At 67.5% G+C, this 13,988-nt stretch carries 15 protein-coding genes and 2 tRNA genes; 13 read left to right on the top strand and 4 right to left on the bottom strand.

The window, feature by feature from the left end:
- The first annotated feature begins 164 nt into the window (after positions 1–164).
- From recF to ABC271_RS01280, 8 genes are all read left to right on the top strand, one after another.
- Positions 165–1,316 carry a DNA replication/repair protein RecF gene (gene recF / locus ABC271_RS01245; protein ID WP_412923103.1) on the top strand — a complete coding sequence of 384 codons (1,152 nt, stop codon included), beginning with the start codon at positions 165–167 and terminating at the stop codon, positions 1,314–1,316.
- Positions 1,309–1,797, top strand: a complete 489-nt coding sequence (locus ABC271_RS01250; protein ID WP_412923104.1) for a DciA family protein — start codon at positions 1,309–1,311, stop codon at positions 1,795–1,797. Before recF ends, ABC271_RS01250 begins: the two co-directional genes overlap by 8 nt.
- A gap of 119 nt (positions 1,798–1,916) precedes the next feature.
- A complete protein-coding gene (gene gyrB / locus ABC271_RS01255; RefSeq protein ID WP_412923105.1) occupies positions 1,917–3,950 on the top strand; it encodes a DNA topoisomerase (ATP-hydrolyzing) subunit B in 2,034 nt (677 codons plus the stop codon).
- A 31-nt stretch (positions 3,951–3,981) separates the two neighbouring features.
- A complete protein-coding gene (gyrA, locus tag ABC271_RS01260) occupies positions 3,982–6,606 on the top strand; it encodes a DNA gyrase subunit A (protein WP_412923106.1) in 2,625 nt (874 codons plus the stop codon).
- Positions 6,603–7,007 carry a DUF3566 domain-containing protein gene (locus ABC271_RS01265; RefSeq protein WP_412923107.1) on the top strand — a complete coding sequence of 135 codons (405 nt, stop codon included), beginning with the start codon at positions 6,603–6,605 and terminating at the stop codon, positions 7,005–7,007. Before gyrA ends, ABC271_RS01265 begins: the two co-directional genes overlap by 4 nt.
- Positions 7,008–7,075: 68 nt before the next feature.
- Positions 7,076–7,149, top strand: a tRNA-Ile gene (locus ABC271_RS01270).
- Positions 7,150–7,163: 14 nt separating this feature from the next.
- Positions 7,164–7,236 (top strand) — tRNA-Ala (locus tag ABC271_RS01275).
- 69 nt (positions 7,237–7,305) lie between these two features.
- Positions 7,306–7,728 (top strand): NUDIX hydrolase, encoded by a 423-nt coding sequence (locus ABC271_RS01280; protein ID WP_412923108.1) that lies wholly within the window; start codon positions 7,306–7,308, stop codon positions 7,726–7,728.
- A 3-nt stretch (positions 7,729–7,731) separates the two neighbouring features.
- On the opposite strand, the gene ABC271_RS01285 is transcribed toward ABC271_RS01280, so the two are convergent.
- The gene (locus ABC271_RS01285; protein WP_412923109.1) at positions 7,732–8,205 is read right to left on the bottom strand and encodes an aminoacyl-tRNA deacylase; all 474 of its coding nucleotides are present in this window, start codon (positions 8,203–8,205) and stop codon (positions 7,732–7,734) included.
- Entirely contained in the window at positions 8,202–8,774 is a 573-nt protein-coding gene (locus ABC271_RS01290; protein ID WP_412923110.1) for a DNA helicase, read from the bottom strand. Before ABC271_RS01290 ends, ABC271_RS01285 begins: the two co-directional genes overlap by 4 nt.
- A gap of 100 nt (positions 8,775–8,874) precedes the next feature.
- Between ABC271_RS01290 and ABC271_RS01295 the strand changes: the two genes are divergently transcribed.
- Both ABC271_RS01295 and ABC271_RS01300 read left to right on the top strand, forming a co-directional pair.
- Positions 8,875–9,432 carry a peptidylprolyl isomerase gene (locus ABC271_RS01295; protein ID WP_412923111.1) on the top strand — a complete coding sequence of 186 codons (558 nt, stop codon included), beginning with the start codon at positions 8,875–8,877 and terminating at the stop codon, positions 9,430–9,432.
- Between the two features lie 169 nt (positions 9,433–9,601).
- Positions 9,602–10,378: a rhomboid family intramembrane serine protease gene (locus ABC271_RS01300; protein WP_412923112.1), complete on the top strand. Its 777-nt coding sequence runs from the start codon at positions 9,602–9,604 to the stop codon at positions 10,376–10,378.
- 60 nt (positions 10,379–10,438) lie between these two features.
- Here ABC271_RS01300 and ABC271_RS01305 read toward each other — a convergent pair whose 3' ends face one another.
- A complete protein-coding gene (locus tag ABC271_RS01305) occupies positions 10,439–10,678 on the bottom strand; it encodes a cell division protein CrgA (protein ID WP_412923113.1) in 240 nt (79 codons plus the stop codon).
- Positions 10,679–10,732: 54 nt separating this feature from the next.
- Between ABC271_RS01305 and ABC271_RS01310 the strand changes: the two genes are divergently transcribed.
- From ABC271_RS01310 to ABC271_RS01320, 3 genes are read left to right on the top strand one after another with little or no spacing between them, the layout of a single operon-like run.
- Positions 10,733–11,506, top strand: coding sequence for a class E sortase (locus tag ABC271_RS01310; protein ID WP_412923114.1), 774 nt, complete (start codon positions 10,733–10,735; stop codon positions 11,504–11,506).
- Positions 11,506–11,661: a hypothetical protein gene (locus ABC271_RS01315; protein WP_412923115.1), complete on the top strand. Its 156-nt coding sequence runs from the start codon at positions 11,506–11,508 to the stop codon at positions 11,659–11,661. The genes ABC271_RS01310 and ABC271_RS01315 overlap by 1 nt, the downstream gene beginning before the upstream one ends.
- Complete coding sequence (locus tag ABC271_RS01320) at positions 11,658–12,299, top strand: anthranilate synthase component II (RefSeq protein ID WP_412923116.1); 642 nt, start codon at positions 11,658–11,660, stop codon at positions 12,297–12,299. The genes ABC271_RS01315 and ABC271_RS01320 overlap by 4 nt, the downstream gene beginning before the upstream one ends.
- Here ABC271_RS01320 and pknB read toward each other — a convergent pair.
- Positions 12,281–13,981, bottom strand: a complete 1,701-nt coding sequence (gene pknB, locus ABC271_RS01325; RefSeq protein WP_412923117.1) for a Stk1 family PASTA domain-containing Ser/Thr kinase — start codon at positions 13,979–13,981, stop codon at positions 12,281–12,283. The genes ABC271_RS01320 and pknB overlap by 19 nt on opposite strands.
- Positions 13,982–13,988 lie beyond the last annotated feature (7 nt).

Below are 13,988 nucleotides of genomic sequence, written 5' to 3' on the forward strand. Positions count from 1 at the left end.
CGAGCGACAACGCGAACAAGCTCAGCCCCGTGCTGATCACCCCGCAGACCTCGGTCGACAAGGGCGGCGAGGGTTCGTTCAAGTACCTGCTGCAGCCCAACCTGCTGCTTCGCTGACCGGCCGCCGACCCGTCGGATGTCTGAGCCGGCGGGTAGTCTGACCCGGTGATCGTGGAGCAGCTCGGACTAACGGACTTCCGCAATTACGCGGCCGCCGACGTCTCTCTCTCCGCGGGCGCCAACCTTTTCGTCGGCCGCAATGGTCAGGGCAAGACCAATCTCGTCGAGGCCGTCGCCTACCTCGCCACGCTCGGTTCGCACCGCGTCTCCAGCGACGCCCCCATGGTGCGTGACGGGGCGGATGCCGCGATCGTCCGCGCGCGGCTCGCGCACGGCGACCGCAGCGTCCTCCTCGAGCTGCAGCTCAACCGCCAGGGTTCCAACAAGGCGCGGGTCAACGGTGTCAATGTCCGCACCGCCGAGCTTCCCCGTTACGCACAGGTCGTCCTGTTCGCACCGGAGGATCTCCAGATCGTGCGCGGCGACCCGTCGGCGCGGCGACGCTTCGCCGATCAGCTGATCGTCCAGCGCGCCCCGCGGCTCGCGGGGGTTCTCGCCGACTACGACCGCGTGTTGCGCCAGCGGACGGCGCTGCTGAAATCGGCGCGCGCCCGCGGTGTCCGCGGTGACGCCCTCGGGACGCTCGACGTGTGGGACGACAAGCTCGTGTCGCTCGGGACGGAGGTGATCGAGGCGCGACTGGCGTTGGCATCCGATCTCTCCACGCCCGTGGCCGAGGCGTACACCGCGATCGCGGGCGCCGACCACGACCCCCGGCTGCGCTGGGCGCTGTCGGTGGTCGGTGGAGACCCCGAGGAGGGCGACGCAGCCGCCGAGACGGGAACGACGGATTCGCTCGCCGAGCAGTTCCGCACCGCTCTCGCTGCGCGCCGGTCGATGGAGCTGGAACGCGGGCTGACGCTCGTCGGTCCGCACCGCGACGATCTCGTGCTCGAAGTGCGCGGACTCCCCGTCAAGGGATACGCCTCGCACGGCGAATCGTGGTCGGTCGCGCTCGCCCTGCGCCTGGCATCCGCTGAGCTCCTCCGGGCCGAGTCGCGCCTCGGCGATCCGGTGCTCATCCTCGACGACGTGTTCGCCGAGCTCGACGCCGGTCGTCGCACTCGTCTGGCCGAACTCGCCGCCGGCTACGAACAGGTGATCGTGACCTCCGCCGTCGAAGAAGATGTGCCCGACGGACTCCGCGCGCACGTCGTCCGGGTCGAGGCCGGCCAGATCAAGGATGCCGATGAGTGACGAGCCCGATCTCCCCGAGACGATCGCCACCTATCTGCGGCTGCGTGGCCTGGAACCGTCCCCGTATCGGAAGAAGAAGCGTCGCCGTCGCGGTGGCGACGACGACAACGCTCCATTCACCGCCGGCCGTGACCCTCGCGGACTCGGCGACGTGCTCTCGACCCTGACGAGATCAGCGGGCTGGGAACCGCAGCTGGCCCGCGAAGACCTCGTCCGCACGTGGCACGACGTCGCCGGCGCCGACACCGCCGCGCACACTCGCCCCGTGGCCCTCGACGCGGGGATGTTGACGGTGCAGGCCGACTCCACGGCGTGGGCGAAGCAGCTGCAGTTGATGCGCGCGCACATCCTGTCGGAGATCATCCGACGGTTTCCGGAAGCGGGGGTCGAGTCGATCCGCTTCATCGGGCCGGACGTCCCCTCCTGGAAATGGGGGACGAGAGCCGTTCCAGGCCGCGGTCCGCGCGATACCTACGGTTAGGCCATGGTCCGGACTGGTCCGGTGCGATTTCTCCCCTCCTAGGGGCGTACACACCGCTTTACGAGGCCTCGCGCGGTAAGATGGAGATTCCGACGAATCGATCTGGAGCTCGCGAAGTCATGACGTCCGAAAACCCCGACACCGTTTCCGAGGAACCCGAAAAGGCCAGCACGAAGGTTTCGAACGAGTACGGGGCAGACGCCATCCAGGTGCTCGAGGGGCTCGAGGCCGTTCGCAAGCGTCCCGGCATGTACATCGGCTCGACCGGTGAGCGCGGCCTGCACCACCTCGTCCAAGAGATCGTCGACAACTCCGTCGACGAGGCCCTCGCCGGCCACTGCGATCTGATCGACGTCACCATCCTTACCGACGGTGCCGTCCGCGTGATCGACAACGGCCGTGGCATCCCGGTCGATATGCACCGCACCGAGGGCAAGTCGACCGTCGAGGTCGTGCTGACCGTCCTCCACGCCGGCGGCAAGTTCGGCGGCGGCGGGTACGCGGTCTCCGGTGGTCTGCACGGCGTGGGGTCCTCTGTCGTCAACGCCCTCTCCACGCGCCTCGAGGTCGAGGTGAAGCGTCAGGGACACGCGTGGCGCCAGTCGTTCCGCGACGGCGGCGTGCCGTTGGCCCCGCTCGCGAAGGGCGAAGAGACCGAAGAGACCGGGACGTCGATCACGTTCTGGCCGGATGCCACGATCTTCGACACCGTCGATTTCGACTACGACACCCTTCGCACTCGCTTCCAGCAGATGGCGTTCCTGAACAAGGGGCTGCGCATCAGCCTGCGCGACGAGCGCCCGCAGGCCGTCGTGACCGAGGGTGAGCCGGGCGAAGAGACCACGCAGGGCCGCCACGACAGCTTCCTGTACGAGCGCGGCCTGGTCGACTACGTGGAGCACCTCAACCGCGTCCGCAAGGCCGACGTGGTCAACGAGGACATCATCGAGGTCGAGTCGGAAGACACCGATCGCAACATCGCGCTCGAGCTCGCCATGCAGTGGACGACGGCGTACACCGAGAACGTCTTCACGTTCGCGAACACCATCAACACCCACGAGGGCGGCACGCACGAGGAGGGATTCCGTGCGGCGCTGACGACGCTCGTCAACCGCTACGCGCGCGCGAACAACCTCCTGAAGGAGAAGGACGACAACCTCACCGGTGAAGACATCCGTGAGGGTCTCACCGCCGTCATCTCCGTGAAGCTCTCCGAGCCGCAGTTCGAGGGTCAGACGAAGACCAAGCTCGGCAACACCGAGGCGCGTGCCTACGTGCAGAAGGTCGTCGGCGACAAGTTGGGCGACTGGTTCGACCGCAACCCCGCGCAGGCGAAGAACGTCATCCGGAAGGCGATCGACGCCGCGACCGCACGTCTGGCTGCCCGCAAAGCGCGGGAGACCGCACGTCGTAAGAGCGTCTTCGAGTCGGCCGCCATGCCCGACAAGCTGAAGGACTGCACGTCGAAAGACCCCTCGATCAGCGAGATCTTCCTCGTCGAGGGGGACTCGGCCGGCGGCTCGGCGGTGCAGGGACGCGACCCCCACACTCAGGCGATCCTGGCGCTGCGCGGCAAGATCCTCAACGTCGAGCGCGCGCGCCTCGACCGGGCGCTCGGCAACAAGGAAGTCCAGGCGATGATCCAGGCCTTCGGCACGGGTATCGGCGAAGACTTCGACATGGCCAAGGCGCGGTACCACAAGATCGTCCTGATGGCGGATGCCGACGTCGACGGCCAGCACATCACGACGCTGCTGCTCACGCTCCTCTTCCGCTACATGCGCGGACTCATCGAGGCGGGCTACGTCTACCTCGCGCAGCCGCCGTTGTACCGCTTGAAGTGGTCGAACCACCCGCACGAGTACGCCTACAGTGACCGCGAGCGCGATGCCCTGCTCGTCGAAGGGCAGGCCGCCGGGCGCCGCATCCCCAAGGACAACGGCATACAGCGCTACAAGGGTCTGGGTGAGATGAACGATCACGAGCTCTGGGAGACCACGATGGATCCCGAGACCCGCACGCTCCGGCAGGTCACGATCGACGACGCGGCCGCGGCCGACGAGATCTTCTCGGTGCTCATGGGTGAGGACGTCGAGTCGCGCCGCAGCTTCATCCAGCGCAACGCAAAAGACGTCCGCTTCCTCGACATCTGAACCGGTCGACTCGATACGAAACTGAGATTCCATGGCTGACGACATCACTCCCGAGCCCGCCGACGGGCCCGCAGAGCCCCTTCACAACCACGGCAAGATCGACCAGGTCGACCTCCAGCTCGAGATGCAGCGGAGCTACCTCGACTACGCCATGAGCGTCATCGTCGGGCGCGCCCTGCCCGACGTGCGCGACGGGTTGAAGCCCGTCCACCGCCGCGTGATCTACGGCATGTACGACGGCGGCTTCCGCCCCGACAAGTCGTTCTCGAAGTGCGCCCGCGTCGTCGGCGAGGTCATGGGGCACTACCACCCGCACGGCGACGCTCCGATCTACGACGCTCTCGTGCGCCTGGTGCAGCCGTGGTCGCTGCGGTACCCGCTGGCCCTCGGCCAGGGCAACTTCGGTTCGCCCGGAAACCAGGGTGCAGCCGCGCCCCGGTACACCGAGACGAAGATGGCTCCCCTCGCGCTCGAGATGGTGCGCGACATCGAGGAAGAGACCGTCAACTTCGAGGACAACTACGACGGTCAGACGCAGGAACCGACGGTTCTTCCGGCCCGCTTCCCGAACCTGCTCGTCAACGGTTCGGTCGGTATCGCCGTCGGCATGGCGACCAACATCCCCCCGCACAACCTGCGCGAGGTGTCCGCCGGTGCTTTGTGGGCTCTGGAGAACCCGGATGCCACCCGTGAAGAACTGCTCGAAGCCCTTATGGAGCGCATCCCCGGGCCCGACTTCCCGACGCGCGCGCAGATCCTCGGCACCCGTGGCATCAAGGACGCCTACCGCACCGGCCGCGGGTCGATCACGATGCGGGCGGTCGTCAACATCGAGGAGATCCAGGGCCGCACGTGCCTCGTGATCACCGAACTGCCGTACCAGGTCAATCCCGACAACGTCGCGGTCAAGATCGGTGACCTCGCCCGCGAGGGCAAGATCACCGGGATCGCCGACATCCGCGACGAGACGTCGGGCCGTACCGGTCAGCGCCTGGTCATCGTTCTGAAGCGCGACGCGGTCGCCAAGGTCGTCCTGAACAACCTGTACAAGCACACGCAGCTGCAGGAGAACTTCGGCGCGAACATGCTCGCGATCGTCGACGGCGTGCCCCGCACGCTCTCGCTCGACGGGTTCATCAGCCTCTGGATCGATCACCAGGTCGAGGTCATCGTCCGGCGCACGCGCTACCGCCTGCGCAAGGCCGAGGAGCGCATGCACATCCTGCGCGGCTACCTCAAGGCGCTCGACGCGCTGGACGAGGTCATCGCCCTCATCCGTCGGTCTCCGACGGCCCAGGATGCCAACGAGGGCCTCCAGAAGCTCCTCGACATCGACGACATCCAGGCGCAGGCGATCCTCGACATGCAGCTGCGCCGCCTCGCGGCGCTCGAGCGGCAGAAGATCGTCGACGAGGCGCAGGAGCTCGAGGCCCGCATCGCGGACTACAACGACATCCTCGCGACCCCGGCGCGCCAGCGCACCATCATCCGTGACGAGCTCACCGCGATCGTGGACCGTTTCGGCGACGACCGCCGCACCGAGATCCTGCACGGATTCGACGGCGACGTGTCGGTCGAAGACCTCATCGCCGAAGAAGAGATGGTCGTCACCGTCACGCGCGACGGCTACATCAAGCGCACCCGCAGCGACAACTACCGCTCGCAGCACCGCGGCGGCAAGGGCGTGAAGGGCGCACAGCTCCGCGCCGATGACGTGGTCGAGCACTTCTTCGTCACCACGACCCACCACTGGCTCCTGTTCTTCACGAACAAGGGACGCGTGTACCGCTCCAAGGCGTACGAGGTTCCCGAGGCCGGTCGGGATGCCAAGGGCCAGCACGTGGCGAACCTCCTCGCGCTGCAGCCCGACGAAGAGATCGCCCAGATCCTCGACATCCGCGACTACAACGTCGCGACGTACCTCGTGCTCGCGACGCGTGCCGGACTCGTGAAGAAGACCCGTCTGACCGAGTACGACACCAACCGCCAGGGCGGCGTCATCGCGATCAAGCTCCGCGGTCAGGCGTCCGACGACGGCGACGAGGCCGAACCGGGCACCGCCGATGAGCTCGTCAGCGCCCTGCTGGTCGACGAGGGCGACGATATCCTCCTCATCAGCCGCCTGGGCATGTCGTTGCGCTTCTCCGCGACGGACAGCGCTCTGCGCCCGATGGGACGCTCGACGTCGGGCGTGAAGGGCATGGAGTTCCGTGCGGGCGACAGCCTGCTCTCGGCATCCGTCGCCAAGGACGATGAGTACGTGTTCATCGTCACCGAAGGCGGCTACGCCAAGCGCACTTCGGTCACCGAATACCGCATGCAGAACCGGGGCGGGCTGGGCATCAAGGTGGCCCGTCTGACGGACGATCGCGGCGTCTTGGCCGGCGGTTTGATGGTGTCCGAGGGCGACGAGGTCCTTGTGGTTCTTGCCAGCGGCAAGGTGGTACGCTCCTCCGTGGCCGAGGTGCCTGCCAAGGGTCGCGACACGATGGGTGTCGTGTTCGCCCGCGCCGGAGGCGATGATCGCATCATCGCAATCGCCCGGAACAGCGAGCGGAACCTGACCGAGACGACGGAGACGACCCCCGATCCGGCCGCGCCCGACGCCGCCGAGACCGCCTCCTCCGAGACCCCCGAGGAAAGTACTGACGCATGAGCACGGTAGCCGACAAACTCGCCAAGAAGTCGACGCACAAGACCCCTGCGAAGCAGGTACGTCTCCGGCTCGTGTACGTCGACTTCTGGTCGGCCGTGAAGCTGTCGTTCCTGGCGGCCGTCGCCATTGCCATCGTCACGGTGGTGTCGTACTTCCTGGTCTATCTCGTGGTGAGCGCGACCGGTCTCATCGGCAAGGCCGACGAGTTCTTCGCGAGCTTCACCGACGGGAGCGCGACGCTCTCGCAGTACGTGGGTCTGCCCCAGGTGATGGCTTTCGCCGCCATCGTCGCGATCCTCAATCTCGTCGTCGTGACCGTGATGGGCGCGGTGGTCGCCGGCATCTACAACCTCGCGGTCAAGGTCACGGGCGGCCTGCTCGTAGGCTTCACCTCGAACTGACACCGATTCGGAAAAACCTCGGGATTCAGGTAAAGTCTTCGAGGTTGACCACGATGCGTCAGCAAGACGGGGCTATAGCTCAGGCGGTTAGAGCGCTTCACTGATAATGAAGAGGTCCCAGGTTCAAGTCCTGGTAGCCCCACCCGTTCCCTTCCCGGGGCCTTAGCTCAGTTGGTAGAGCGCCTGCTTTGCAAGCAGGATGTCAGGAGTTCGAATCTCCTAGGCTCCACAACATCACCCTCGCAGGCTCCTCCCGATCGCCGCGCGCGTCGTCACCGGCGCGGATACAGTGATCGCAATGGACATGCGAGTCGCCGCGTACGCCGTCATCACGGACGCCGATGATCGCGTCCTGCTCGCGCACTGGGTCGACGGTCGAAAGGCGGCATGGACGCTGCCGGGCGGCGGCCTCGAGGACGGGGAAGACCCGGAGCGCGCTGTGCGCCGCGAGGTCCGCGAGGAGACCGGCTTCCGGGTCGCTGTCGACGATCTCCTCGGCATCCATTCGCGCGTGATCCCGGCGGAGTCACGGCTATCCGAGGACGCCCAGGGTCCGCTCCACGCCCTGCGGATCGTGTACCGGGCGCACATCGTCGGTGGGCGCCTGCGCTACGAGGTCGACGGGTCGACCGACCGCGCGGCGTGGTTCACATTGCCGGCGGCGCGGCGCCTGCGGCGGGTGCAGCTCGTCGACGTCGCCTTCCGGATGGCGAAGCTGTAGCCGTCAGCCGCGGGGTGCCGTGATGTCGGCGACGGTGGCTCCGTAGGCACGGATCAGATCGTCGGCATCCACGAACAGGCTGTACCCGTGGGCTCCGGCACCCATCGCGATGCGCCGGCCGACGATGCTCTCGTCGGCGTAGACGGGCCAGTCGTGCGTGCTCCCGATCGGGACGATAGTGCCGCGCTCGTATCCCGTCGCGGCGAGGGCGACCTCGGGCTCCGGCAGGCGCAGCTTGTTGACGCCGACGAGGGCGCGCAGCTTCGGCCACGAGATGACCTTGTCACCCGGTACGAGGGCGAACAGGAAAGTGTCGTCGGATCGCTTCACGACGAGCGTCTTGACGATGTCGTCCGGATGGATGCCGAGCAATGCGGCTGCCTCGTCGAGAGAGTTGGCGGCCGGTCGTTCGCGTACATCGACAGAGAGGCCGCGCTGGAGCGCGGCCTCTCTTACTCTGCTGGTGGGGTCGCTCACGCGTCGGGAGCGCGCAGCGGGTCGTCTGCCACCCACAGCTCGTCATCGGCACGCAGCGTCTGCCATGCGGCGTACGCGACGCCGACGGCGGCGGCGACGCCGAGGAGGATGGCGATGACGCCACCGGCACCGATGCCGTCGTTCTGCTTGGGAAGCTTGGCGGCGAGGCGCTTGCTGGCCTTCTTGCCGTACTTTTCGGCACGCTTGGCGTACTTGTGCGTGTCGAGTTCGAAACCGCGACCCTTGGCCAGGCGGTCACGCGTGTCGCCCGCGGCATCCCACACCGACAATGCCCCGCCGACGACGGCACCGGCCGCCGGGACGAGCTTGTGGCTGAGGAAACGGTTGGCGTAGGAGACGCTCTTGTCGACGTACGGCGCGGCGTACTTGTCGTACCCGTCGTGAACGGTGGGAACGAGGTCTTCGCGGCTGAAGCGGCCGAGCTGGCGGCCTGCTTCGCGGGCAACCTTTCCACTCTCGCCCAGCAGCACCTGCTGAGACTCCCACACCTTTGCGGCGTGCTTCTGGAGCTTGCGCAGTTCCTTCTTGCTCTTGCGGCTGAGGCCCACGGCTTCATCCTCCCTGTCGATGGGATGTACGCCCCTCATCTTGCCAGAACGGGGCTGTCCGTCCGCCGACCCTTGCAGATAACTCTGAGAGAATGTACCCATGGCTTCCCACACCGCCGTTGCGACCCTTCACACCAACCACGGCGACATCGTCGTCAACCTGTTCGGAGACCACGCTCCCCGGACCGTCCGGAACTTCGTCGGCCTCGCCGACGGCACGCAGGAATGGACCAACCCGGCGACGGGCGCCAAGGGCGAGGGTCCTCTCTACTCGAACGTCGTGTTCCACCGCATCATCCCCGGCTTCATGATCCAGGGCGGCGACCCGCTCGGTCAGGGCGTCGGCGGCCCCGGCTACACGTTCAACGACGAGATCCACCCCGAGCTGGACTTCTCCGCTCCCTACAAGCTGGCGATGGCCAACGCCGGTCTCCGCCGGAACGCCATCACCGGACAGCCCGAGGGCACCAACGGGTCGCAGTTCTTCATCACGACCGACCCGACCCCGTGGCTGCAGGGCAAGCACACGATCTTCGGCGAGGTCGCCGACGACGCCTCGAAGAAGGTCGTCGACGCGATCAGCAAGGTTCCCACCGCCGCCGGTGACCGTCCCGTCGAGCCCGTCGTGCTCGAGTCGGTCGACGTCGTCGCCGTCTGACCTTCGGCGGCGGCGGGTGTCAACGACTGAGGAGTTCCGTCGCAACAGCGACAACTTCTGCTACCGGCATCCGGACCGGCAGAGCTTCGTGCTCTGCCAACGGTGTCTTCGCACGGTATGTCCGGAATGTCGTACACCCGCCGCCGTCGGCGTCATCTGCCCCGAGTGCATGGCCCAGCAGAGGGCCACGGAGACGCCCGCGCAGAAGAAGGCGAAGCGGCGCTGGTCGCGTTCGGCGCCGGCGGCGATCGTCGCGAGCGGTCGCCCCGTTGCGACGTTGACGATCATCGCGATCACCGGCCTCGCCTACGTCATCGGGCTCATCCCGGGCGTCGGTGGCATCGTCGGCAACGCCCTGGCCTTCTACCCGCCGTACCTCGTCCCGCAGTTCGGACCGATCGAGCCCTGGCGGCTCTTCACCGCCGCTCTCGTCCACTCCGGGTTCTTCCACATCGGCCTCAACATGCTGGCGTTGTGGTTCATCGGCCGCAACCTCGAGCCGCTCCTCGGTCGGTGGCGGTTCGTGATGCTGTACGTGCTCGGCGCCCTCGGCGGATCGGTCGCCGTCGCGCTCCTGGCCCCGACGACCGTCGTCGTGGGTGCCTCCGGTGCGATCTTCGCTCTGTTCGGCGCGTTGCTGGTCATCGGGCGGCACATCGGAGCCGACATCCGCGTCATCGCGGTGCTCATCGGCATCAACTTCGCCTGGCCGTTCGTGGTGGCCTTGATCTCGTCGTTGACCACCGGCGATTTCGGCGCGGCGCTCGCCAATGTGGGCGTCTCCTGGCAAGCGCACCTCGGCGGCCTCGTCGTCGGCGCGCTCGTCGGCGCGCTCTACGCGCGCACTCGGCTGTCCCGCCAGCGTCCCGTCCAGATCGGACTGCTCGTCCTTGTCACCGTCGGGCTTTTCGCGCTTCTCGTCATCCCCGCCGTGTTCTACTACTGAAGTTATCCACAGGATCATCCACAGCTGGGGATGAATTACACGGGTGTAAGTCCGTTGAGATCAGCGCCAGCGCGTGGTCATCAAGAAGCCGACGAAGGCGATTCCGAAACCGATGACGAGGTTCCACGCGCCGATGCCCGGCACAGGGAACTGGGAGTTGCTCAAGTAGAAGACGAGAACCCATACCAAGCCGACGAGCATGAGACCGATCATGATCGGGAGGAACCACACCGGATTGGGCGTGGAACCGTTGTCGTTGCGCTCAGCGATCGGGTCTTCGCCGTTGCCAGTACGTGCCATGCGGGTCAGTCTAACGGCCAGGTCACGATGACCCTACGGAACTAGACTCGGCAGGTGTCCACGGTCGAGCCGCCCCTCACGCGACGCGCGTCACGTCGGCGTCCGCCGCGTGGTCGCCGGGTCACGGTGCTCGCGGTCCTGGGCGATCTGCTCCTCACTGCCGGTGTCGTGGTGCTTCTCTTCGTCGGGTGGCAGCTGTGGATCGGCGATGCCATCATCGGTGCCCAGTTCAAGAGCGAAGCAGGCGCCCTGACAGACGAGTGGGCGGCCGCACCGGCGGCACCGAGCGCGTCCGCGGACCCGACGGCGCCGAGCCCCGCCGAGCCCCCCGCCCTTGCACAGCCTGGGAACGGCGAGGTCTTCGGCGTCCTTCGCATCCCGCGCCTCGGTCCCGATTACCAGTTCAAGCTCGCCGGTGGGGTCAGCGCGTCGGTCACGCTCGATCCGATCGGGATCGGGCACTACCCCGACACCGCGATGCCCGGCCAGGAGGGGAACTTCGCCATCGCCGGGCACCGTGGCAGTCACGGAGCGCCCTTCGCGGACCTGCCGTCCCTCCGCATCGGCGACGCCGTCATCGTCGAGACGCCCGACGGCTGGTACACCTACCGCTTCCGCAACCTCGAGTACGTCCGCCCCGACGGCGTGCAGGTTCTGCTCCCCGTGCCGCAGCAGCCCGAGGTCCAGGCCACCGACAAGGTGATCACGATGACCACGTGCAGCCCCCGGTACGGTTCCGCCGAGCGCGCCATCGCGTACGGAGTCTTCGAATCGTTCACCGCGCGCGCGGACGGACCGCCCGCGTCCCTGACCTCTGGAGCCGCCTGATGTACGCCGCTCTCTGGCGCGTTCTGCCCGGCCCCTGGTGGGTCCGCCTCCTCATCGTCCTCGTGCTCGCCGCGGCGGTGCTCTACGGGCTCTTCTTCTACGTCTTCCCGTGGGCGAGCGACATCCTTTATCCACAGGAGGTCACGGTCGAGTGAGCTTCCGCGTGGTCGTCGTCGACAACCGCGACAGCTTCGTCCACACCCTGGCCGGGTACCTCACCGACCTGGGTGCCCGCGTGACGACGCACGCGGCGCGAGAGCTCGACATCGAGGCCACTGTCGCCGACGCCGATGCGATCCTCATCTCGCCCGGCCCCGGCCATCCGCTCGACGCCGGCGCTTCGGTCGGGGTGGTCCATGCGGCCCACGCGGCCGGCATCCCGCTGCTCGGCGTGTGTCTCGGCCATCAGGCGCTCGCCGTCGCGTTCGGCGGGCAGGTCGTCCGGGCCCCTGAGCTCCTGCACGGGATCACCAGTCGCATCCACCACGACGGCCGGGGGATCTTCGCTGACCTCCCCGCCGGTTTCGCGGCCACGCGGTACCACTCGCTCGCCGTGGACGCAGGATCCGTGCCCGATGAGCTCACGGTGACCGCGACCAGCGAGTCCGGCGTCATCATGGGGCTCGCGCATCGCACGTCGCCCCTCGTCGGCGTCCAGTTCCACCCGGAGAGCATCCTGACCGAACACGGCCATGCCCTCCTCGGTGCGTGGCTCGAGGATGCCGGACTTCGCGGCGCGGCGGAGACGGGCCGCCGCCTGCAGCCGCGGCGGGATCAGGAACCGCTGCAGTAGGTCAGCGTGATCTCGCTGTGGATGGGGACCTCGCCGGGCGAGAGGGACTGGGTCTTCACCAGGGATGGCGTCGCGGCCGGGCACCCGGGGTCTTCCTGCGTACGCACGGTCAGCTGCTTGTCGGTGGCTTCCAGCTCGCGCTGAGCGACATCGACGGGGTAGCGCTCGTAGTTCACGATGACGACCGTGCCGCTGGCGACCACCAAGTTCACCGTGGTGCCCTTGGCGACCTCCGTCCCGGAAGCCACGCTCGCCGAGATGACGACCCCGGCGGCCAGGGCCGGGTCGGGCTTCCGCTGCACGAGGCCGAGCGAGAGGCCTGCCGATTCGAGCGCGGTGCGAGCCTCGGATTCGTTGATGCCTTCGAGGATCGGAACCTTTGCCGTGTCGGCGCCCGTCGAGACGTAGACCGTCACCTCTTGGCCCGCGGCGACCGACGTCTCGGCGCTCGGCGTCGTGCGGACGACGTTGCCCTCCGGGACCGCGGGATCAGCGATGTCGACCCGCTTGGCGGTGAGGTCTTGCTCCGTCAGCGCCTCCACGGCCTGGTCGTACGTCATGTCGACGACGCTGGGAACGGTGCGTCCGACGGAGGGCACCGTGGACGACGGCTGAATCTGAATCACCCACAGCAGCACGGAGACGAGCAGAACGGCCAGGACGGCGACACCCGCCCAGATCCAGGCCACCGGCGGTCCGGGCTGCGTACGTCGCATCGTCGTGTCCGTGCTCAGCTGGCGCAGCGAACGCGCCGTCTCAGCCGCCTGACGCGGGTTCGGTCCGTACAGTTCGTTCGACAGCGCCGACATCTGACGCTTCGTGGGCTCCTTGCCCTCGACCGTGGCATCCAGGTCTTCACGGAACCCGGCGGCGTCCTGCGGGCGCTGGAAAGGATCCTTGGCGAGAGCACGGAGCACCACGGCGTCGAGCGCACGCGGAACGGCGTCGTTGATCTCGCTCGGCGGCAGGGGTGCCTCGCTGACGTGCTGGTAGGCAACGGCGACCGGGGTCTCGCCTCGGAACGGCGGACGGCCCGTCAGGAGTTCGTACAACACGACACCGGTGGAGTACAGGTCGGCGCGGGCGTCCACCGACTCGCCCTTGGCCTGCTCCGGTGAGAAGTACGCCGCCGTCCCCACGATGGCCGTCGTCTCTGCGACGGTCGACGACGAGTCCGAGACGGCCCGTGCGATACCGAAGTCCATCACCTTGACGCGGCCGGCGTCGGTGATCATGACGTTGCCGGGCTTGATGTCGCGGTGCACGACACCGGCGCGGTGGGAGTACTCCAGCGCCTCCAGGATGCCGTCGGCGTAGCGCAGCGCGTCGTCGAGGGGGACGGGACCGGCCGCGATGACGTCTTTCAGGAGTCGTCCGTGGACGAGTTCCATCACGATGTACGGCACGGGCCGTTCGATCCCGTCCGCGCCAACCTCGACATCCTCGCCGGCGTCGAACACCCGGACGATCGTCGGGTGCGCCATGCGGGAAGCCGCCTGTGCCTCGAGACGGAACCGCGTGCGGAACGCGGCGTCGCTGGCGAGGTCGGCCTTGAGGATCTTGATCGCCACCGTGCGCCCGAGCGTCTGATCGTAGCCGCGGTAGACGCTGGCCATACCGCCGCGACCGATGAGGTCGTCGACGCGGTAGCGTCCGGAGAGGACGCGCGTCTCAGTGGTCACGGGGGAA

The organism is Microbacterium canaveralium (assembly GCF_047238045.1).
Taxonomy (GTDB): Bacteria; Actinomycetota; Actinomycetes; order Actinomycetales; family Microbacteriaceae; genus Microbacterium.

Coding starts and splice junctions, on each gene's coding strand:
- ABC271_RS01250 (WP_412923104.1), top strand. CDS start 1,309: ATGAGTGACGAGCCCGATCTCCCCGAGACGATCGCCACCTATCTGCGG.
- gyrB (WP_412923105.1), top strand. CDS start 1,917: ATGACGTCCGAAAACCCCGACACCGTTTCCGAGGAACCCGAAAAGGCC.
- gyrA (WP_412923106.1), top strand. CDS start 3,982: ATGGCTGACGACATCACTCCCGAGCCCGCCGACGGGCCCGCAGAGCCC.
- ABC271_RS01265 (WP_412923107.1), top strand. CDS start 6,603: ATGAGCACGGTAGCCGACAAACTCGCCAAGAAGTCGACGCACAAGACC.
- ABC271_RS01280 (WP_412923108.1), top strand. CDS start 7,306: ATGGACATGCGAGTCGCCGCGTACGCCGTCATCACGGACGCCGATGAT.
- ABC271_RS01295 (WP_412923111.1), top strand. CDS start 8,875: ATGGCTTCCCACACCGCCGTTGCGACCCTTCACACCAACCACGGCGAC.
- ABC271_RS01300 (WP_412923112.1), top strand. CDS start 9,602: ATGGCCCAGCAGAGGGCCACGGAGACGCCCGCGCAGAAGAAGGCGAAG.
- ABC271_RS01305 (WP_412923113.1), bottom strand. CDS start 10,678: ATGGCACGTACTGGCAACGGCGAAGACCCGATCGCTGAGCGCAACGAC.
- ABC271_RS01315 (WP_412923115.1), top strand. CDS start 11,506: ATGTACGCCGCTCTCTGGCGCGTTCTGCCCGGCCCCTGGTGGGTCCGC.